The following is a 20,505-nucleotide window of genomic DNA, read 5'->3' on the forward strand; positions in this document are numbered from 1 at the left end:
GGCCGATGCGCTCGGATGCCGCCGTCATTTTCGATGTCGACGGCGTCCTGCTCGACCTGACGGCGCCTGAGGAAGACGCATTCTTCTGGCCTTTCGCCAAGCTGCATCGGCTGACCGGCCTGTCACACGACTGGGACAGCTACCGCATCCGCAATGACGAGGACATCATCGATGAGATCCTCGAGACGCATTTCGGGCGCAAGCCGGCGCCGGCTGAGCGCCAGGCCGTTGTGACGGCCTATCTGAGCCATCTGGCGAGCGATCTGCACATGAAGCGGCTGCAGCCGGAGGTCGTGCCCGGAGCGCGCGATCTCCTGGCGAGCCTCACGGGCAACGCCCGGCTCGGCATCGCCACTGCCAATCTGCTCGAGGCCGCGGCACTCAGGCTCGCCGCCTGCGGCCTCTGGGACGGACTCAAAGCCCATGGTTTCGGCGCCGATGGCGGCGGCGCCAAGCGCCAGATCCTGGCCCGCGCCATAGCGAGCCTCGACCTGCCGCGCGACCGGATCGTCTTCATCGGCGACAATCTCAACGATGTCGAGGCGGGGCTTGCCAACGAGGTTCATTTCATCGGCTTCTCCCGCGATCCCGCCAGGACCCGCCGCCTGGCCGAAGCCGGGGCGGAGCGGATTTGCAATCATCACCGGGATACGCTGAAACATATAGAAGACGCGCTTAAACTTTAGCGCGGGATGCGAAAAAGTGGATACCGGTTTTTCGCAAGAATCCCGCGCTAACATGTAAGACCGATCACGTTCATGAGTTTGGATTGACTCAATCCAAACTCATCGTGATCTATGTCGGAAGGGGATCGGGCTCCACGATGGACACAGGGCATTCCAACCAATTCGCACTGTTCCGCACCAGGCGGTTCCTGCCGCTTTTCGTCGCCCAGGCGATCGGAGCCTTCAATGACAATGCCTTTCGCTATGCGCTCTCGATCCTGCTCATCTACGATCTGGGTCCCAGGCTCGGTTTCGCCGAAGGCCATGCCGGCCTGCTCAACACCCTCTCCGCCGGCCTCCTGATCCTCCCCTTCTTCCTGTTCTCGGCCCTGGCCGGTCAGATCGCCGACAAATTCGACAAGGCGATGCTGGCGCAGCGCATCAAATTCGTCGAGATCGCCATCGTCGCCCTGGCGTCCTTCAGCCTGTTCACCGACCAGGTCTGGCTGCAGCTCCTCACCGTCTTCCTGACCGGCACCCAGTCCGCCTTCTTCGGCCCGATCAAATATTCGATCCTGCCGCAGCATCTCGAGCGCCGCGAGCTCCTCGGCGGCAATGGCCTCATCGAGATGGGCACCTTCCTGTCGATCCTGCTCGGCACGCTGTTCGGCAGTTTCGCCATCAGCTCCGAATGGGGTCGCCACTGGGTGAGCATCGTGATGATCGGCCTCGCCATCATCGCCTATATGAGCGCCCGGCAGATCCCGGCTGCGCCGCCACCGCAGCCCGAGCTCAAGGTCAACGCCAATCTCGCCCAGGAAACCTGGCGCATGATCGCGATCGCGCGCGAGCGCGGCGACGTATTCCTGGCCATTCTCGGCATCTCCTGGTTCTGGTTCTTAGGCGTCGTCTTCCTCACGCAGATTCCGCTCTTCACTCAGACCGAGCTCAACGCCAACGAGACCGTGGCGAGCCTCATCATCGCCGCCTTCACCGTGGCGATCGGCGTCGGCTCGGTCGTCACCAACCGCCTGCTCAAGGGCGAGGTATCGGTCAAATATGTGCCGATCGCCGCGATTCTGATCACCCTCTTCATTGTCGACCTCTATTTCGCCACCGGCGCTCTGCGCACCACGGACGCCAGCACCTTGCGCACCCCGATGGAGCTCATTTCGAGCTTCTCCGGCTGGCGGGTCCTGATCGATCTCGCCGCCATCGCCTTGTGCGCCGGCCTTTTCGCCGTGCCCCTTTATGCGCTGGTGCAGCAGCGCTCGTCGCCCAAGAAGCGCGCCCGCGTGATCGCCGCCAACAACATCATCAATGCGGTGTTCATGACGGCGGCGACCATTCTCTCGTTTCTCCTCCTCAATGCCGGACTTTCGGTACGCGGCCTCTTCCTGATTGTCGGCCTCGCCAATGCCATCGCCGCTCTGTGGATCTGCCGCCTGCTGCCGCAGGAGCTTGCTGCCTATGTGGCGCGCCGTCTGTTCCGTCTCTTCTATCGCGTCGAGATCAAAGGCTTCGAGAACTTCGCCAAGGCCGGCCGCAAGGCGCTGATCATATCCAATCACACGTCTTTCCTCGACGGGCCGCTGCTTTCCGCCTTCCTGCCCGAACGCTGCCAGTTCGCCATCAATACCCGTGTCGCCGATCGCTGGTGGGTGAAGCCGGCCTTCCAGCTCTTCGACCTCCTGCCCATCGACCCGACCAATCCGATGGCGATCAAGACGCTGGCCAGCGGTCTCAAGCATGGCCGCAAGGTGGTGATCTTCCCGGAAGGCCGCATCACCCGCACCGGCTCGCTGATGAAGATCTATGAAGGACCCGGTGTCATCGCGCATCTGGCCGGCGCCAGGATCCTGCCCATTCGTATCAACGGCGCCCAATACACGCCATTCTCCCTGATGAAGGGCAAGCTCAGGATCCGCTGGTTCCCCAAGATCACCCTGACCTTCCTGCCGCCGGTCAAGATCAAGGCGCCGGCTGATCTCAAGAGCAGCGCTTTACGCGATTACCTCGCCGACCGAACCTACGACATCATGACCGACATGATGTTCCGCACCAGCTTCGCCGACGAAACGCTGTTCCAGTCGCTTCTCACCGCACGGCACATCCATGGCAAGAACCATCAGATCCTCGAGGACATTCAGCGTACGCCACTGACCTATGGCCGCATCGTGCTGGGAAGCTTCATCCTTGGACGCCGCCTCGCTGAAGCGACGCCCGGCGAAAGAAATGTCGGCGTGCTTCTGCCGAGCGCCGCCGGCTGCTTCATCACCTTGTTCGCCCTTTACGCTTCGGGCCGCGTGCCGGCGCTCCTCAACTATTCGACCGGCGCTGCGAACATGGCAGCCGCCTGCCGCACCGCCGAGGTCAAGACCGTCATCACGTCGCGCCGCTTCGTCGAGGCCGGCGACTTCGGCGACGCGGTGGCGCTGCTCGAGAAGCAGGCCAAGATCATCTGGATCGAGGATGTGCGGGCGAAGATCGCGCTTGCCGACAAGCTCTATGGCCTATGGTCCAGCCTTTTCCCGAAACCCGCTTTGCGCAAGCTCGGTTACAATCCGGACGCCCATGCCCCCGCGGTGATCGTCTTCACCTCGGGCTCGGAAGGAACTCCCAAGGGGGTCGTGCTCTCGCATTACAATCTGCAGGCCAATCGCCATCAGGCGGCGGCGCGCATCGACTTCACGCCCAAGGACATCGTCTTCAACGCCATGCCGATGTTCCACACATTCGGGCTCAATGCCGGCACGCTCCTGCCGGTGCTCGCCGGGGTGCGGACGTTCCTCTATCCCTCCCCGCTCCACTACAAGATCATCCCTGAGCTCGTTTACGATATCAATGCGACGGTGCTCTATGGCACCGACACCTTTCTCACCGGTTATGCCCGCAATGCGCACCCCTACGATCTCTATGCGGTACGCTTCGTGGTGGCGGGTGCCGAACGCGTGCGCCTGGAGACGCGTCAGACCTATATGGACATGTTCGGTCTGCGCATCCTTGAAGGCTATGGCGTCACCGAATGCTCGCCGGTGCTCGCCGTCAACACGCCGATCCACTATCGCGCCGGCTCGGTGGGGCGTCTCTTCGACGGCATCGACTATCGGCTTGAGACGGTCGAAGGCATCGCCGAAGGCGGCCGGCTGCATGTCAAGGGTCCGAACATCATGCTGGGCTATCTGCGCGCCGAAGAGCCCGGCCAGCTCCAGCCGCCGCCCGAGGGCTGGTACGACACCGGCGACATCGTCACCGTCGATGAGCGCAAATACATCACGATCCAGGGCCGCGCCAAGCGCTTCTCCAAGATCGCCGGCGAGATGGTCTCGCTCGCCGCCGTCGAAATCCATATATACGAAGCCTTCCCCGACAGTGCCCATGGCGTCGTCGCCATTCCGGACCCGAAGAAGGGCGAGCAGCTTGTCCTCTTCACCACCGAGCCGAAGCTCGACCGCACGGCCTTGTCGGATGCCTTCAAGAATCTGGGTGTGCCGGAGCTGATGACGCCGCGCATTATCGTGCCGATCGAGACCATGCCGATCCTCGGCACCGGCAAGACCGACTATGTGACCCTCAACAAGATGGCGCGGGAGAAATTCCCCTCGTGAGCCTTGTGCTCGATGATCGCGACCTGAGTTTTCTCGACGGCGCCCATGGCCCCGCGATGCGGCTTGCGATGCAGCTGGTGCTCAAGGCCGCCGACATATTGGGCGCCGAGGCGCTGATCCCGGTCAGCTTCGCCCATATCGATGCCTGTTTCTATAGTGGCGAGGCGCATGTCGATTTCGCGCAGTTTCTCCTCGATCACGGCGCCCGGCTCGCGGTCCCGGCCTGGACCAACAATGGCGTCGTGAGCCTTACCGATCCCGATATCCGGCCCGAATCCGGCGATCCGCAGATGGTGCGCGGCGCGCGCAGGCTGATGAAGCTCTATGAGCAGTTAGGCTGCCGGCCGGTCTGGACCTGCGCCCCCTATCAGCTGCCCGGCGGGCCCCAGTTTGGCGACCAGATCGTCGCCGGAGAATCCAATGCGGTCTCCTTCTACAATGCCGTCGTCGGGGCCAGGACCAATAAATATGGCGATTATCTCGATGTCGCCTGCGCCCTCATCGGCAAAGCGCCCTATGCGGGACTTCATCGCGACGAAGGACGGCGCGGCCATATCCTCATCCGCACCGACGCCATCTCGGACATCTGGAAGCGAGAAAACATCTTCTATCACCTGCTCGGCCATCATCTGGGAAAGCTGGCCGGACAAGCCATTCCGGTGATCGCAGGCCTGCCGCCGCAGGAGACGATGGATTCGCTCAAAGCCCTGGCCGCCGCGGCCGCCTCCTCGGGCGGCGTCGAGATGTGGCATGCGGTCGGCGTGACGCCCGAAGCCGACACGCAGGAACGGGCCTTCCAGGGCCGTGACCCCGAGCGTGTCCTCGACCTCTCGGCCGCCGATCTGGCGCAGGCGCGCCGTGATCTGACGAGCGCCGCCGACGGTCCGCTCGACATGGTGGCGCTCGGCACGCCGCATTTCTCGCTCACCGAGTTCGAGCGCCTGATGCCGCTGGTCTCGGGCCGCAGGATCAAATGCGGCCTCGCTTTTTATGTCTCGACCAGCCGCTTCGTTCGCGCTGAGGCGGAACGGCTGGGATGGATCACCGAACTCGAAGCCTTTGGTGCGACGGTCATCGCCGACACCTGCACCTATTATTCGCCGGCGGTGCGCCAATGCCGCGGCCGCATAATGACCAATGCGGCCAAATGGGCCTATTACGCGCCAGGCATGCTGGGCGTCGAAGTCTGCTTCGGCAGCCTCGCTGAATGCGTCGAAAGCGCGGTGCAAGGCGAGGTCCGGCGCGATCCGCAACTATGGACGAACGGTCTCCCATGATCCGCGCGCGTATCCTGCATGGCGGAGCGGCGCAGGGCGAGGTTCTCGCCCTCGACGCGCCATTGAGCTTCTGGGGCGCCTTCGATCCGAGAACTGGCGAGATCATCGACATCCATCATCCCCAGAAGGGTGTCCGCATTGCCGGCACTATTCTGATGATGCGCGAAACGCGCGGCTCCGGCACAGCGCCCGGCGGCATGGCTGAAGCGATCCGCCTCGGCACGGCGCCCGCCGCCATCATTCTGACCAAGCCCGACATCAATCTCACCATCGGCGCGCTCGTTGCGGAAGTGCTCTACGGGAAGACCTGCCCGGTGCTCTCGCTCGACGAAGAATCCTATGCCGGTCTTGCCGTCGAGCAGGCCCTCGCCGTCCACGCCGACGGAACGATCACTCCGCTGCCGCGAGCCGTTCCGGGCTAGCCCCGTCCATATTTTCGAAGACCGGTTTCGATTCCTCGGGGATACGGAACACATTCCAGTCGTGGGCGCTCCGTCCGACCGAAACGAGCCCGGTGCTCCACGAAACGACGGCCGACAAGGCAAGACCGAGCACGATCGGCGACAGCCAGAGGAAGGTTTGCATCGTGATCAGGAAAGCGAGCACGCCGACGAGCACGCCCGCGATGATATGCCAGGCATGCTTGTACAGGAGCTCGGTGAAGGGCGGCGCCTCCTCCGTGCGCTTCTGCGCCTTCCAGCCGGAATCGCGGCCGAGGAGAATGTCGAGAACGAAGCCCGACTGGATCAGCATCATGATCGGCGACAGGAGCGCGGAGAGGATGGATTCAGCGAACAGGCTCTTGATCAGGCCGGTGACGCCGCCGCAGCCGCGCCTGAGCTCCGGATCGAAGATCGCGGCGATGATGCCGAGGATCTTCGGCACGAACAGCACCGCCATGGTCAAGGTGAAAAGGCGAAGCGCGCGTTCGGGATCGAAGACCGGCCACGCCGGGAACAGCGTGAAGCCCTCGGGGAAGTAGTTGGGCTGCGCGTATTTGGCGACCGTCGACAGGACGAGGCCCGTCATCAGCAGGAAGAGCCACAAAGGCGAGGCCAGATAGGACATGATGCCCTGCAGAAAATGCAGGCGGCTCACCCAATGCAGGCCCTTCACATTGAGGAGCTTGATATGCTGCAGATTGCCCTGGCTCCAGCGCCGGTCGCGCGCCGCGAGCTCGATCAGATTGGGCGGCGTCTCCTCATAGGACCCGCCGAGGCCGGACAACATATAGACAGCCCAGCCGGAACGCCGCATGAGTGCCGCCTCGACGAAATCGTGGCTCATGATATGGCCGCCGAACGGCTTGCGGCCTTGCAGCTCGGGCAGACCCGCGGATTCGGCGAAGGCCTTCACCCGGATGATGGCATTATGGCCCCAATAATTGCCGTCGCGCCCATGCCACGCGGCAAGACCGTTGGCGACGATCGGTCCATAGACCCGCCCGGCGAATTGCTGCATGCGCGCATAGAGTGTCCAGCGGTTGTGGAGCATCGGCAGGCTCTGGATGATGCCGGCTTTGGGATCGGCCGCCATCGCGCGCGCCAGCGTGACCAGCGTCTTGCCCGCCATCATGCTGTCGGCGTCCAGCACGATCATCGCCTCATAGGCGCCGCCCCAGCGCGTCACGAAATCGGAGATGTTCCCGGCCTTCTTGTGATGATTGTCGGGGCGGCGGCGGTAATAGACCTGGATCTCGTCGCGCAGATCCTGGCGGAGCTTGGCGAAGACCTGGGCCTCGTGGCGGATATGGACGGCGTCGCGGCTGTCGCTCAGCACGAAGATGTCGAACTTGTCGCCGGCCATTTCCTTGGCAAGCGCGCGGCCCATGCGCGCCAGCGCCTCGGCAACCGTTTCAGGGTCCTCGTGATAGACCGGCATGAGCAGCGCCGTGCGCTTCACGTCCGCCAGATCCGCCAGCACGTAGCGCTGCTTGCGCATGCACAGGAAACCCAGCATCGCGCTGGCGCAGGCGAAGGATATCCAGGCGAAGGTGACGGCGAACAGCGCGGCGAAGATCACCTGCAGCCAGGTGATGTCGGCCGGGCTGATCACCTGGTAGATCTCATAGGTGCCGAGCCCGGTCAGCGCGAGCGTCGCCGAGAAAACGAACCAGCGGCAGACATGAACGCTCGAGCGATCACGTCCGGCGGGAAGTGCCTTGCCGGGAGCCCAGTGCCTCAGATCCTGGACCGGCATGTCGAGCCGGGATTCCGGCGGTAGAAGATCGTCCTTGCTCGGCGCGATATCTACTATTTTGTCCACCGATAGAGCCATGTTTCGCTCACCTTGTCCTGGCCGCGCTTGAGCACTGCCCGGAACTCGGACATTTCAGCACTTCCGACGTCGATTTCGAAGGACAATCTGATGCCGCCGTTCTGCGGATTGGGCTGGGTGACGACATTGCTGATCGTACCCTGGCTAGCCGTCACGTCGGCGACGAGATCGCCGGTGAGATCGCTGCCCTCGAAGTCGATGACGTAGAGACGCTTGTTCTGGTCGAAATTGAGCCCGCCGCCGGAGAATCTGGCCATCGCCTTGAAATCCTGCCGGTCGATCGGCCATTCATCGCACCAATAGAGCCGGTAGACGAAGGACACGGAGCTGTCCTTGGCCGGCTTCTGCTTGGGCTGCCAGAAGGCGGCGATATTGTCGTGGATCTCCCGCTGTGAGGGGATCTCGTAGAGCTCGACGGCCCCCTGGCCCCAGTCGCCGATCGGCTCCACCCACAGGCTCGGCCGCTTTTCATACTTGGCCTCGAGATCGAGGAAGTCGTCATATTGCCGTTTGCGCTGCATCAGACCGAAGCCGCCGGGACTGTTGTCGACGAAGGCCGAGACTTGCAGCGTCTTCGGATTGGCGAGCGCCCGCCAGAGATACTCGCCAGCCCCGGTCAGCATCATGAGGCCGTCCGAATCATGCACCGCCGGACGATAGTCGTCGAAGGCGGCATGATTCATCGCGTCATAGAGGAACATGCTGGTGAGAGGCGCTATGCCGACATGCTCGAGGTCGCGGCGCGGGAAGATCGTCATCTCGACATCCATCTGCGTCGCCACACCCGGCTTGATGGTGAAGCGATAGGCCCCCGTGGCGGATGGGCTGTCGAGCAGCGCCCACACGACCACCGATACCGCATCGGGTGTCGGCGTGCGGATCCAGAAGGACCGGAAGAACGGGAATTCCTCGCCATTAGGCTGGCCCGTGTCGATGGCGAGGCCGCGCGCCGACAGTCCGTAGAGATGGCCCTTGCCTACGGCGCGGAAATAGGACGCCCCCTGGAACACACAGAACTCGTCATTGTAGTCCTTGCTGTTGAGCGGGTAGCGCAGCCGGAAACCGGCATAATGCAGGTCGATGTCGCCCTTGGGCTGTTGCACCAATGGGCCGAAGGTGAACAGGTCGGGGACGTAGTTGAGCTTCGCCTGTTCGCCATTGTCGACGATGTGGATGTCGACCGGCGACGTGTAATAGAAGCCAGAATGGAAGAGGTCGAACGAGAAGCCATGCGGCTGGCCGCGCCAGATCGACTTCTCCGGATTGAAGCGTATGTCGCGATACTGGTCGTAGGTGAGATTGTCGAGGCCGGGGGGCAGCTGGATCTTCTCTTCGACGAAAGGTGTCTTGGCCCGCGCCCGCGCGAGCTCAAGAACATAATCGTCGCTGAACGCTTCCGGCTTGCCAAAAAGCTCGGTCGTTTGGGCGGATGCCTCGAGGAGGCCCGTCTTGGACGCAGCACCCAGTATCGCAAGCCCTTGCAGCATGTTCAGCATGCCGCGCCGCGTAACGCTCATTCAAACAAACTCCTCGGCCGGCTTAACATCATGCCGGATAATGTTTTTTGGAACCTGGGAGCACCCCACAGTGCGGCGCAACATGAAGCCCCAAGAACGATTTGTAAAGCCCTGCCGAATGAACTAGCCGCGCATAATGGTGAGACTTTGTTCGCGCATGTAGCGCGGAATGGTAAACGGCCCGAAGCCGCCCTTGCCATCGACGCCGGACCCCTTCCAGCCGCAGAAGGTTTGCTCCCCGGGCCAGGCGCCGGTTGTGGCGCCAGTGCGCCGGTTGACATAAAGCACGCCGGCTTCGGCGAGCGCGAGAAATGTCTCGACCTCCTTGGGGTTTCCCGAATAGAGACCCGCGCACAGCCCGTAGACATTTCGGTTTCCCAGAGCGATACCCTCCTCCAGCGAGGCTACGGCCACCACCGAGAGAACGGGCAGAATCAATTCCTCTCTATTAATCCAATGATCCGGGGGAAGTTCCGCCACCACCGTCGGCGACACGAAATTGCCTTTATTGAAAACCGGGCCGGAAAGGCGCTCGCCGCCATGGATGATGCGCCCCTTGAGGCGCGCCGCCTTTACGACCTTTTGAAAGCGCTCGGCGGCCGTCTCATCGATGAGCGGTCCCATGAAAGTCCGGCGATCTTCCGGATTGCCGACGACGATCGCCTGCGCCATGGCTTTGAGGCGCTTGAGGAGGTCGTGCTTCACCCCCGCCTCGACATAGGCGACCGAGCAGGAGGAGCATTTTTCGCCCTGCAACCCGAAAGCCGCCCGGATAAGTCCTTCCGCCGCCATGTCGAGATCGGCATTGGCCGTCACATAGGCCGGATTCTTGCCCCCCATCTCGCAGATGACCGGACGCGCATAGGGGCTTGAGGCGAGCTTGCGGTAGATCCGCATACCGGTCTGATGCGTGCCGGTGAAGGCCACGCCGTCGACCCCTTCGGCATCGACCAGGAGCGGTCCCGCTTCCGCCCCATTGATCAAGTTGATCACACCCGGCGGCAGCCCGGCGGCCTCGACTGTTTCCATCAGGAGCGCCGATGTCAGACCTGATTGCGGCGCGGGCTTGAGCACCGCCGTATTGCCGGCGACCAAGGCGGCGCCTAGCATGTTACAGGCCAGCGCCACCGGGAAATTGAACGGCGCGATCACCGCGAAAAGGCCGACCGGCTTGAGCAGGCAGGTGGTCTCCTCGTCCACATGAGAGCGCCGCAACGCCTGCGCATAACCTTTCCGGCGCTCCATCTCATCGCAATACCAGGTGATGAGATCGGTCGCTTCCTCCATCTCGCCCATCGCCTCGAGACGCGATTTGCCGACTTCATAGAGGGCGGCCATGCCGAGCTCATATTTGCGCCGGTCGATCTCCTTCGCCCATTTGCGCAGAAACTTGACCCGCGCCTTCCAGCCCATGGCGGACCAGGCGGGGAATGCCTCACGCCCCGCCTGCACCGCGGCCTTGACCGCCCTGCGATCGGCCGAGACGAGCCGTGCCACCACCAGATTGCGATCGAAGGGGCAAAGGACTTCATAGGCTCTCCCGGTCACATCATGGCGTCCCGCCATTACATTGGGCCACGCCTGGCCCAGAATGGTTCTACGGAAGCCTGGCAAGGCTTCGTCGAGCCAGTCATGCAGCGGCCTGAAGTCGGCCCCGTTATTGGAATAGGTCACACGCGGCAGGGCTTTTGCCATGTCGGGAATACTTTCGTAGGAGTAAGTCGAGGCTACCCTGTCATGCCGCTGCCGTGAAGACCGACCTTGGCAGGACATTTCCTTGCATGGAACCGGCTCCTCCCTCGGGCGTTTGTGAGCAGGCTCCCTGTATATTGAAGGATGACGGCATGGATTTGGGTCCGGTCGACCGCGAGACTGCGGCACTCGCGCGGCTACATCTTTCCAAGCCGGTATCCTTCTCCATTATCGGCATATTCGTAATCCTTCTGGTCGGCGCTCTCTACTTCGCCCGCAGCTTCTTCCTGCCGGTCATGCTGGCGCTTCTCATCACGCTCACCTTCTCGCCCATGGTGCGCTATCTGCGCCGTCATGGCGTTCCCTCCGCCGTCTCGGCTGTCCTTCTGGTTCTGGTCCTGTTCGCTTTCCTGGGATCGGCGTCGCTCTATCTCTCCGATCCGATAAGTCAGATCATCTCCGACTTACCGACCATCGCCCAGCGCATCGAGGAGCGCTTCGCACCGTTGCGCGAGCCCTTGCGCCGGGTGATGAGCGCCTCGGCGCAGCTCGAGGAACTGGCCGACACGGCGGGGCCGGCGGCCGAGAAAGTCGTCGTCGCCCAGTCCGGTCTTGCCGGCTGGGCCGCAAACGCGCTCGGCGGCTTGAGCACGACGCTCGGCGCCACCTTGGTGCTGGTCGTCTTCCTGCTCTCCTCCGGCGATCTCTTTCTGCACAAGGTGGTGCGCATCCTGCCGACGCTCAGCGACAAGAAGCGCTCGGTGCGCCTCGTCCATAATGTGGAGTTTGAGGTCTCGCGCTATCTCCTCACCATCACGGCCATCAATCTGGGCTTCGGTGCCGCGGTCGCCACCGCCATGTGGTTTCTCGGCATGCCCAATCCGCTGCTTTGGGGCGCCGTCGCCACCGCGCTCAATTTCATCCCCTATGTAGGCGCCGCCATTGGCGTCGGCGCAACCTTCGTCGCCGCATTGATTACCTATGGCACGATCGGCCCGGCCTTCCTCGCGCCCGCTGCCTATCTCCTGTTTCACACGCTCGAAAGCGCCTTCATCACCCCGCTCATCCTCGGCCGCCGGCTTGAGCTGAACGTCGTGGTCATCTTCATTTCCCTCGCATTCTGGGGCTGGATCTGGGGCATTGTCGGCGCGCTCATCGCCGTGCCCATCCTGGTCGTGATCAAGGTCTTCTGCGACAATTTCCCCGGCCTCGCCCATTTCGGCGAGTTCCTGTCCGGCACCCCGCCCGCTGCCGAGCCGCTGAACGGCGAGGAATGATCTTGCCTCTCAGACACAGAAACGGCACGCCGAATCTAGTGTCCCGAATCCGAAGTTCGCCACAGCCAGCGGGACCTTCCGAGCGAACTTCGGATTCGGAAGGACACTAGAAAACTTAATGATTCTAGTGTGCTTTTGAACGCGAAGTTCCTGTCGGTGCTAGCCGCCTGATATCAGGAACTTCGCGTTCAGCACACTAGCCCCGCCCGACCTCGACGCGGCCTGGGCTTTGCTCTAGAAAGCTCGCCCGAAGCGAGGAAGCATCATGCGTTATGCGAAGATCACGGAGAGGCTCCAGGGCCTCGGCTCCGAGAAATGGGCTGTTCACGTCGAAGGCAAGGAGCGCGAGGCCAGGGGCGAGAAATTGATCTTTCTCTCCATCGGCGAGCCCGATGCGGCGGTGCCGGAGGCGATCATGGATGTCGCCGACAGGCAGATGCGCGCCGGCCGCACCCGCTATTCCAACGGCCGCGGCGAGCCGCAGGTTCTGCGCGCCCTGTCGTCCATGTATTCGAAGCGCAGCGGCCGCCATGTGACGCCGAGCCAGTTCCTGTTCCTTCCCGGCACCCAGACCGCCCTCTATGTCGCCTTCATGGGGACCATCGACATCGGCGATGAAGTGCTGCTCCCCGACCCCTATTACGCGACCTATGAGGGCGTCATTGCCGCGGCCGGCGGTATTCCGGTCCCGGTGCTTGCCGACCCTGACCGCGGCTTCCATCTCAATGCCGACGACCTCGCCCGCAAGATCACCCCCAAGACCCGCGCCCTCCTTCTCAACACGCCCGGCAATCCGACCGGCACGGTGTTCACCGCCGACGAGATCGCCGGGATCGGCGCGCTCTGCCGCAAGCATGATCTGTGGATCATCTCCGACGAGGTCTATGCGACGCTCACTTACGGCAACACCGTATTCGTCTCGCCATTCGATGACGCGTCCCTCGAGGAGCGTACCATCGTCGTCTCCTCGGTGTCGAAGTCGCATGCCATGCCCGGCTTCCGCTGCGGCTGGATCGCCGCGTCGGAAGAGTTCTGCGCGCGCATCCTGCCGATGTCCGAGACCATCCTGTTCGGCTCGCAGCCTTTCCTCGAGGATGCCACCGCCTTCGCGCTCGAGAACTATTTCCCCGAGGTCGAGGAAATGAAGGTGAATTACGAGAAGCGCGCCCGCGCGCTCATCGCCGGCCTGAAGGGCGCCAGGACCATTTCGGCGCGCATGCCGGAAGGCGGCATGTTCGTGATGGTCGATGTGCGCAAGAGCGGCCTCACGGGCGATGAATTCGCCCGCCGCCTGCTCGCCGAGGAGGCCGTCGTCACCATGCCGGGCGAAAGCTTCGGCGAGGGCGGCGGCGGACATCTGCGCGTCGCCCTCACCGTCGACGAGGCGCAGATCACCGAAGCGAGCAAACGCATCCGCCGGCTCGCGGAGAGGATCGGCTGACCATCGCGCGAGAAGGGTGCACCATCAAACCTCGCACAATTTACGTGGCGACACCTGCTAGTGTCCCGAATCCGAAGTTCGCCACAGCCAGCGGGACCTTCCGAGCGAACTTCGGATTCGGAAGGACACTAGAAAACTCAATGATTCTAGTGTGCTTTTGAATGCGAAGTTCCTGTCGGTGCAAGCCGCCTGATATCAGGAACTTCGCGTTCAGCACACTAGCGGATTTGTTGGTGACCCCTTTGCCAGAATATCCGGCAACTGCTTCTCTTGATGCAGGCTTTCTTGGCCATATCCGATTCACCATGGGCCAGGCGAAAGATGGTTGCGCCATTCCGGACGGAGTGGTCTTTGCGGTTCCGCCATGCCTCCATGACCGTCTGCGTGAGGCATCGATGTGAATTCCGGGATCACTTGATCCCATCTTTGTATCCTCAGGGCGTTGATGTGTCCCGCCAATGATCAATTGTGTTGCGCGCTCACCGGCACGCAATCTGGCCGGCTGTAATGGGGAGGAAGATCCTGTTCCCACACGCGCGGGCTTCTCGTTGTTTCCATCGCCGGATGCCATGCCCGCTTGTGCGACATTCTCGAGGACATCATCCCCATTCTTCTTGTTTCTCGTGCGCAGCAACTTTTGCACGAATTCACAGGCCTTTCGGAGAAAGAGAGCCATTCGGTTGATCCTTTTATCGGAATTCGGATGGAGACCAACGCGGTTCGGCTAAGCCCGGCCGTCCAACACCGCATTCGAAGTCCGAACGCAACTCCAAACCTGATATTTCCCAATCCTGCCGTTTGGCCCACGATGTCAAGCGCCCATCGCTGCGGCGAGAGGTGACGAAGCCGTTTCGAGTTCAGCGCATGATCTTTCCGGAAAACCGCTTCGCATGGTCGGGTCAAGCCCGACCACAAGCTCTTCGGTCCGATGCTCTAGCGATTTTTTGGCTTCTTCACGGCGGCCTTTGCCAACGCCGGGCTGTCCGCATTTTCCTCTTCCTTCAGAAGCGGCAGCAGCTTCAGCGTCAGGAAGGTGATCAACGAAATGATGATGGCGACTTCATAGCTGCCAAGGCCCACGGCCATGCCGATCGCGCCGGTGGCCCACAGGCTCGCCGCGGTTGCCGTGCCATAGACGGAAGCGCCGTGCTTGAGGATGGCGCCGCCGCCGATGAACCCCATGCCCGTGATGAGGCCCTCGACGACATAGGCCGTGGCCTGCGGCGCATCCGTCATGAGGGATTCACTTGCCTGGATGAAGCCGCAGCTGGCGAGCGCGACAAGGGGGAAGGTCCGCAACCCGGCGCTACGCGCCACTTTCTCTCTGTCCCAGCCGATGGGAAAGGCGAGCAGATAGGCGCTCACCAGGGCGGCGGCGTGTGACAGAATCAGAGAGGGATCGATCGTCGGTAACATGCCGCACCCCGTTACACAGTTCAGTTCCTAATCATCATTCGACTGAAGGGATTCGAGACGCCCCTTCACCCTCCAGATCAAGCCACCCGGCGCCAGTTCGGTCTCGGAGGTTCCTGATATCGCCGTCGGCATCAATTGAGTGAGCACCTTCGAGCCGAAGCCCGGACTGTCGCTCGCCTGTGGCGCCGGTCCGTTCATTTCCTGCCAGGTCAAGATAAAATTGTTCTGCTCCACACCATCGCGGACCTCCCAGCGGACACGCACGCGCCCGGTGGGCACGGAAAAGGCGCCGTGCTTGACCGCATTGGTGCACAATTCGTGGAAGGCCATCCCGAAATACTGCGCCGCCATTGCGGACAAGGCGACGGGCGGACCTTCCGCAGCGAGGCGATCAGACAGCCCGAAGGCCTCGACATGGGCGAGGAGAAGGTCTTTGAGATCGGCAGATTCCCATTCCCCATGCACCAGGAGGTCATGCGAGCGCGCCAGCGCCGCGATGCGAGACTGGATGAGGCTTTCAAACTCCTGCGGCGTGCGGGCCTGCTTGTTCGTCTCGCGCACCATGGCGAGGATCACTGCATACTGGTTCTTTACCCGGTGGGCGAGCTCGCGCATCAGCCCCTTGATGCGCCGTTCATAGCCTTTGCGCGACGAGATATCCTGCGTGATGCCGATGAAATGCTGGCGCTCACCCTTGACCGCGGCACGATAATTCTCAAGCCAGACCATGCGGCCATCGGGCCGCGTCAGCCGGTACTCCTCTTTCTGCGTCGGCGGCTCGCCCTGGCTCATCCGGCTCCTGGCCTCGAACATGCGCGCACGGTCCTCGGGATGGACCATGGCCAGAAACTTTTCGGTCGAGGGTGGGTCCTTGGTCGGATCGAGCCCGACCATGTGATAGAAGTTCTCGTCCCAGCGCAGGCGGCCGTCCGGATGAAGTTCCCAGGTCGCGAGGCTTGCCGCCTTGAGGGCGAGCGCCAGCCGGTTGCGCTCGAATTCAAGCCGTTGGATAGCGCGGTCGAGCAGATCGACGATGAAGACGATGAGCGCGCACACGCAGGCGAAGCCGAAGATCGTCAGATAACCCCAGTTGCCCGGAAAGCCGTCCGTCTGCGAGAAATAATAAGCGCCGAGGATGGTCGAAGCCGTCCACGCCAGGATGCCGGGATACCGGCCACCGATGAAAGCGCTGAGCAGGACCACCGGATAGAGCGGCAGGAAAGCGGGCAAGTCGGGAAATATGCCTTTCAGCACGACAACCGATGCGACGAGCCCGACGCTGACGATGATGCCCAAGCCGGGATGGCGCCGAAGCATCGGCAACCGCTTATCGATCCACACGAAGCTCCCCTGAGTTTATTGGCGCCATCTTATTGATCTTCATTGGTAGGGCAGTAGCACCCGCCCCGGCGCGGATGACCAACTCGTATCAGAGAAATTCCAGCGGAGAAGGTCAATTCTCCTCGCCTGTTTCAACAATGCCGAAGTCTGCGGACTTTTGTCCGATGGAAGCGATTTCGAAGCCTTCGGCGGCAAGACCGCGCCGGATGATTTCCCGCACCGCCGATGCTCTGCTCGGCATACGCCTCTTGAATCGCCAGTCTTCGAGCGCCGCGACTTCGGTGGCGTCGAGCATGATCTGCAGGCGGATCGAACGGTGTCTTGCCTTCACTTTCATGCACCTCTTACTCATTTGTCGCCTAGAGCCTCAATAACTCACAACACCGCAAGATAGTTCCATGCGGAGGAGGCCGCGAAGCCTCCTTTGCGGCATTGCTTGTCGGTGCCGAAGCTGTAGCCTGACCACCGACATGAAAGGCAGCTCCCATGAACATTTCCACACGGCTGAGGGACGCCATCCGTACAATTCTGGACGACGTCAAAAACAACCACGGCATATTGGACGTATATAAAGCCGCGCAGACTCTTCAGCGCGATCACCCCGACGAGAAGGTCGCCCTTGAGGACATAGTGGCGGCCATCATGGCCGGCAGAGGTTGTGTTCGCGCGATCGAGTTCAACCCGCAGACGCCGTAGATCGTTGGCACGCGCGCCCCTGGTTCCAAGGAGCCCGTTGGCCGGCGAACTCAATTCGATATGTCCACCCGCGCCGCCGCGAAGTTCTGCCGCTCCAGGTCGGTTCTGGAGATGGAGACGACGAGGTCGCTGACATCTCCGCAGGTGAAATGCGTGAGATTGTTCGTGGGAAATTGCAGCAGGACAACCGAGTCGGGCTTATTTTCGATGTAGGTTACACACCACCCTCTCGGCGTCCCGCCGATCTGAAGCGTACCTTGCTCGGCATCGAATGCCCATTCCGCTTCGAGGGCTTGCCGCACGGCCAGGCTCAACGAATCCGGATCGCTTGCGTAAAGTCGTTTAGCGGCTTCAGAGCGCAATATCCTGTATGTCGTGGACCAATATCGCGGCAATACCTGTCGGGCTTCCTTTTCATCAAGGAGCCGATAACTGGCCGTCCATTCATCCGGGTCAAACGCCGCTTCGCGGCGTCTTTGATGCCCCCTCTGCCTGACTCCTTCGAGTTGCGTGATAAGCATCTCGGCTTCCGTCCGTCTGCGCTGGTAGTCGGAGAGCTTCTGCTGCGCATCGGGGCCGCCATTCTCCAGACTGGTCAGTCGATCCACCGCCCATTGCCGGGAGCTGTCCGCCCTCGCCAAGGCCTTCTCCAACGTGTCGGGAGGAGGCGCCATGAGGGAGCGTTTGGTTCGGGGGACGATCGTCTCGGCATTGTCAGCCCAAAATGCATAATAGAGCTTCCGGATGTGGCGCACCCGACCGGCATAGGCGGCCCACTCCCGAGAGTACTTTTCGCGGTATGCCAGCCACGCGGCGACGTCAGACGCCCCTGGCCCATGTGGCGGGACCATTGGATCTTTGTTGAGGTCGCGTTCAACATTGCAAACCAGCTGCATCAGATCGGCATGCCTGCGCCCCTGCGCGCTGTCTGCTGAAAAGTGGGGCGTCTGCAAACGGCCCGCCAACGTGCCCTGACCGTTGGCCAAGGCTATATCCGCTTTCCTCACCACGGTCAGGAAGCTTTCGCCGCGCTGCAACGATACCTCGTCGTCCAGTTCCCGGAGGCGAAAGATCAATCCGGCGTGGGATAGCCAGCTCTGCAATGAGAATGGCTGCGGGGTTTCCGACGCCTTGAGCGCATCAGACAATCGATCCGCCGTTTCGATCATCTCCTTCAGCGCGGCCATCATGTCCGGGTGCGGCGGTTTCAGGCTCGCATTCTGCTGTCGAGCCAGATCGTCCAGATGTGCGGTCGACTTTTTTGATTGCGACAGCGCTTCTTCCAAAAGTAGGTCGAATGTCTCCCAGCTGACAGGTCGGTGTCCGGTCGCGGCCACTGAGAAAGTGTCATCGGCGTGCGGGCGTCGCCGGAGTCTGTCCGGCACGCCGCTCCTGCCGTCAGCCGGATACACGAAATCGAGCCCCCACCTCGGCGGCGCGCCCAGCAGCGCATCATATTTTCCATCGACCCAGTGCAGGCCGGTGGCGCTCTTGCGCCATGCGTCCTCATTCCGGCGTTCCGGGCCGAGCTGCGCCGCGTAGATCACCTTGGCGTCGATCTGTCCGGAAGAAGCCATAAAGAAAGCGAGCCATCCCGTTCTGGGCCCGAGGCCGCCCCACAATGCGGACGGCAAGGATGCACAGTTGATCTGACAAAGGAACTGATACGGTTGCCCGCCCCTGCTGGGCCAGTGGAAGGGAGCCGGCAGCGCCGGGTTCCCGCCGACCCACCCGATCTCAGTCGTTATCGGGCGAGCAGGAACTACGGCGCGCAGCCAGACTTCGTTATCATAGTGGCTGGCGGCGTTGTCGGGTGCCTTGGCCAGCATCTCGATGTTGTGGTTCAGAAATCTCGCAAGAAGATTCTTCATCGGCTGTGCCATGAGGAGTGGCAAAGGACTTCGCAGGCAGACTCGCCACAGCCCATATGGGACCAAGCTGAAGAAAGATTTAGGCGGCATGATCTACGAACCGTTACCGAGACGCTTTTGTCGCGCGCCGGATCCATTGACCGATTGCCAATGGGATTTGGACCGCGATCTTAACGGTCTTTGCAGCGGAGGCCTGTAGTGTTGCGAATGTTGCTTTGCTCGCACAGGCCCGGGTGTTGAAATACTGGAAAGGTTGGGGGAGAATCAACTACATGTTTGGAAAGCGCACAAGCCGACCATTGCCTGCCTTCACGATTCCAGTTTCCAAAGACGGCGTCATTGATGGCCCTGATGCTTCTGCCGATCTCATTTCGACCGTCGTAAATTTCGTCAACCATCTCCTTACCAACGGCTTCTATCGTCTGAAAGAACTGCCGCCTCATCTTGTTCAATTGTATCACGCAGAATTCTATGTCGCTCAGATCGACAATGGTGGCCATAGCCAATTCGTTCATAACTGCGGGGCACAGGCTCAGTTCATTTTCGCGAATGCGGAAGCCGGACTGGCAGCCATGGGAGCTGCGGGTCAAGCAAGCCTGATGCGGGAACTGGCCGCCTGGACGGCCGCCAATCCCGATAGTGCAGCCGCACAAACTGGCTTCAAAGGAGGCAGGGATCCCGCCCTCGACAAGTTGGACGAGGCGTTCAGCCGGGAACAGGCGAAAAATCCCGTGGCACTTCGTGCCGCTGCCTGGATCAGAAGCTGGCAAGAAATCCGTTTCATCGAGCCGGCCGACCTTAGCTCGGCATGGGACCGATGCGCACGGGCAAACCCAAACCGTTCACATCGCGTGTCAAAGGCTCGCGTCGAAGCGTTCCGGGAAACTCTGTCTGATAGTGTTCACCTGGGCATCGGAATGGCGGCCGATGCGGCAGACGAAGTTATTTTCGAGGGCAGGAATGCGGAGGCGATCGATGCCGAAGGGCGCCATGTGGAAGCTTGGATTGTTCGGACAAGCTATGGATTGCGGGGAGCAATTTGTGACAGCAACGGGGTTCGGCTCTACGCGCTACAACTTGCCGGCAAGGAAGTGACTTGGGGGGCAGTTTCCCTCATAGGGTCGGCCGGGAAACCGGATATCGATCGAATGCTCTCCTTTGTCAAAGGCGAGCCCCTTGCCGCGGCGGCCGATCTTTTGCTCAGCCGTGCCCGGCCCGACTTGACCGATTTCACGATCCAGCCCTGTGAAATGGTCCGCGATATTCCCAACCCGATATTCAAGATCGTTGTTGGCGACGAGATATTCATGTTGTCCAAGAAAAATGAGAGGTTCTTTCTGGTGGGACAAAAGCCTGGGGAGCGTTACGATGCCATTTCTGTGGCGGAGATCGTTGCTCATGAGCAAAGTCTGCGCGACGATTGAGCA

The 20,505-nt window shown here is 61.6% G+C and carries 15 protein-coding genes; 8 read left to right on the plus strand and 7 right to left on the minus strand.

All coding sequences use genetic code 11. The annotated features are described in order from the left end of the window. The first annotated feature begins 5 nt into the window (after nt 1–5). From G5V57_RS06980 to G5V57_RS06995, 4 genes are all read left to right on the plus strand, one after another. Complete coding sequence (locus G5V57_RS06980; protein WP_165166823.1) at nt 6–686, plus strand: HAD family hydrolase; 681 nt, start codon at nt 6–8, stop codon at nt 684–686. A gap of 83 nt (nt 687–769) precedes the next feature. Then, complete coding sequence (locus tag G5V57_RS06985; protein WP_206530220.1) at nt 770–4,273, plus strand: acyl-[ACP]--phospholipid O-acyltransferase; 3,504 nt, start codon at nt 770–772, stop codon at nt 4,271–4,273. Beyond that, a complete protein-coding gene (locus G5V57_RS06990; protein ID WP_165166824.1) occupies nt 4,270–5,550 on the plus strand; it encodes an aconitase X catalytic domain-containing protein in 1,281 nt (426 codons plus the stop codon). The genes G5V57_RS06985 and G5V57_RS06990 overlap by 4 nt, the downstream gene beginning before the upstream one ends. Next, nucleotides 5,547–5,972, plus strand: a complete 426-nt coding sequence (locus tag G5V57_RS06995) for an aconitase X swivel domain-containing protein (RefSeq protein ID WP_165166825.1) — start codon at nt 5,547–5,549, stop codon at nt 5,970–5,972. The genes G5V57_RS06990 and G5V57_RS06995 overlap by 4 nt, the downstream gene beginning before the upstream one ends. Here the strand turns inward: G5V57_RS06995 and mdoH are convergent. The 3 genes from mdoH to G5V57_RS07010 form a co-directional block, all read right to left on the minus strand. Beyond that, nucleotides 5,941–7,827 (minus strand): glucans biosynthesis glucosyltransferase MdoH, encoded by a 1,887-nt coding sequence (gene mdoH, locus G5V57_RS07000; RefSeq protein WP_165166826.1) that lies wholly within the window; start codon nt 7,825–7,827, stop codon nt 5,941–5,943. The two genes, G5V57_RS06995 and mdoH, sit on opposite strands and share 32 nt — an antisense overlap. Then, a complete protein-coding gene (locus G5V57_RS07005; protein ID WP_165166827.1) occupies nt 7,803–9,344 on the minus strand; it encodes a glucan biosynthesis protein in 1,542 nt (513 codons plus the stop codon). The genes mdoH and G5V57_RS07005 overlap by 25 nt, the downstream gene beginning before the upstream one ends. 123 nt (nt 9,345–9,467) lie before the next feature. Next, on the minus strand, nt 9,468–11,039 hold the full coding sequence (locus G5V57_RS07010) for an aldehyde dehydrogenase family protein (protein WP_165166828.1): 1,572 nt from the start codon (nt 11,037–11,039) through the stop codon (nt 9,468–9,470). Nucleotides 11,040–11,188: 149 nt separating this feature from the next. On the opposite strand from G5V57_RS07010, the gene G5V57_RS07015 reads away from it, so the two are divergent. Both G5V57_RS07015 and G5V57_RS07020 read left to right on the plus strand, forming a co-directional pair. After that, a complete protein-coding gene (locus G5V57_RS07015) occupies nt 11,189–12,313 on the plus strand; it encodes an AI-2E family transporter (protein WP_165166829.1) in 1,125 nt (374 codons plus the stop codon). A gap of 265 nt (nt 12,314–12,578) precedes the next feature. Then, the gene (locus tag G5V57_RS07020) at nt 12,579–13,754 is read left to right on the plus strand and encodes a pyridoxal phosphate-dependent aminotransferase (RefSeq protein WP_165166830.1); all 1,176 of its coding nucleotides are present in this window, start codon (nt 12,579–12,581) and stop codon (nt 13,752–13,754) included. Nucleotides 13,755–14,687: 933 nt separating this feature from the next. Here the strand turns inward: G5V57_RS07020 and G5V57_RS07025 are convergent. From G5V57_RS07025 to G5V57_RS07035, 3 genes are all read right to left on the minus strand, one after another. Continuing rightward, nucleotides 14,688–15,170, minus strand: a complete 483-nt coding sequence (locus tag G5V57_RS07025; RefSeq protein ID WP_165166831.1) for an MgtC/SapB family protein — start codon at nt 15,168–15,170, stop codon at nt 14,688–14,690. A gap of 27 nt (nt 15,171–15,197) precedes the next feature. Next, on the minus strand, nt 15,198–16,511 hold the full coding sequence (locus G5V57_RS07030) for an HWE histidine kinase domain-containing protein (RefSeq protein ID WP_165166832.1): 1,314 nt from the start codon (nt 16,509–16,511) through the stop codon (nt 15,198–15,200). Nucleotides 16,512–16,623: 112 nt separating this feature from the next. Then, nucleotides 16,624–16,806 carry a hypothetical protein gene (locus G5V57_RS07035; RefSeq protein ID WP_371744748.1) on the minus strand — a complete coding sequence of 61 codons (183 nt, stop codon included), beginning with the start codon at nt 16,804–16,806 and terminating at the stop codon, nt 16,624–16,626. A gap of 191 nt (nt 16,807–16,997) precedes the next feature. On the opposite strand from G5V57_RS07035, the gene G5V57_RS07040 reads away from it, so the two are divergent. Continuing rightward, nucleotides 16,998–17,207 (plus strand): hypothetical protein, encoded by a 210-nt coding sequence (locus G5V57_RS07040; RefSeq protein ID WP_165166834.1) that lies wholly within the window; start codon nt 16,998–17,000, stop codon nt 17,205–17,207. Nucleotides 17,208–17,257: 50 nt separating this feature from the next. On the opposite strand, the gene G5V57_RS07045 is transcribed toward G5V57_RS07040, so the two are convergent. Further along, entirely contained in the window at nt 17,258–19,078 is a 1,821-nt protein-coding gene (locus tag G5V57_RS07045; protein WP_165166835.1) for a DUF1963 domain-containing protein, read from the minus strand. Between the two features lie 272 nt (nt 19,079–19,350). Here G5V57_RS07045 and G5V57_RS07050 point away from each other — a divergent pair, with 272 nt between their 5' ends. Further along, nucleotides 19,351–20,502 (plus strand): DUF4375 domain-containing protein, encoded by a 1,152-nt coding sequence (locus tag G5V57_RS07050; RefSeq protein ID WP_165166836.1) that lies wholly within the window; start codon nt 19,351–19,353, stop codon nt 20,500–20,502. The last annotated feature ends 3 nt before the right edge of the window (nt 20,503–20,505 follow it).

The organism is Nordella sp. HKS 07 (assembly GCF_011046735.1).
GTDB lineage: Bacteria > Pseudomonadota > Alphaproteobacteria > Rhizobiales > Aestuariivirgaceae > Taklimakanibacter.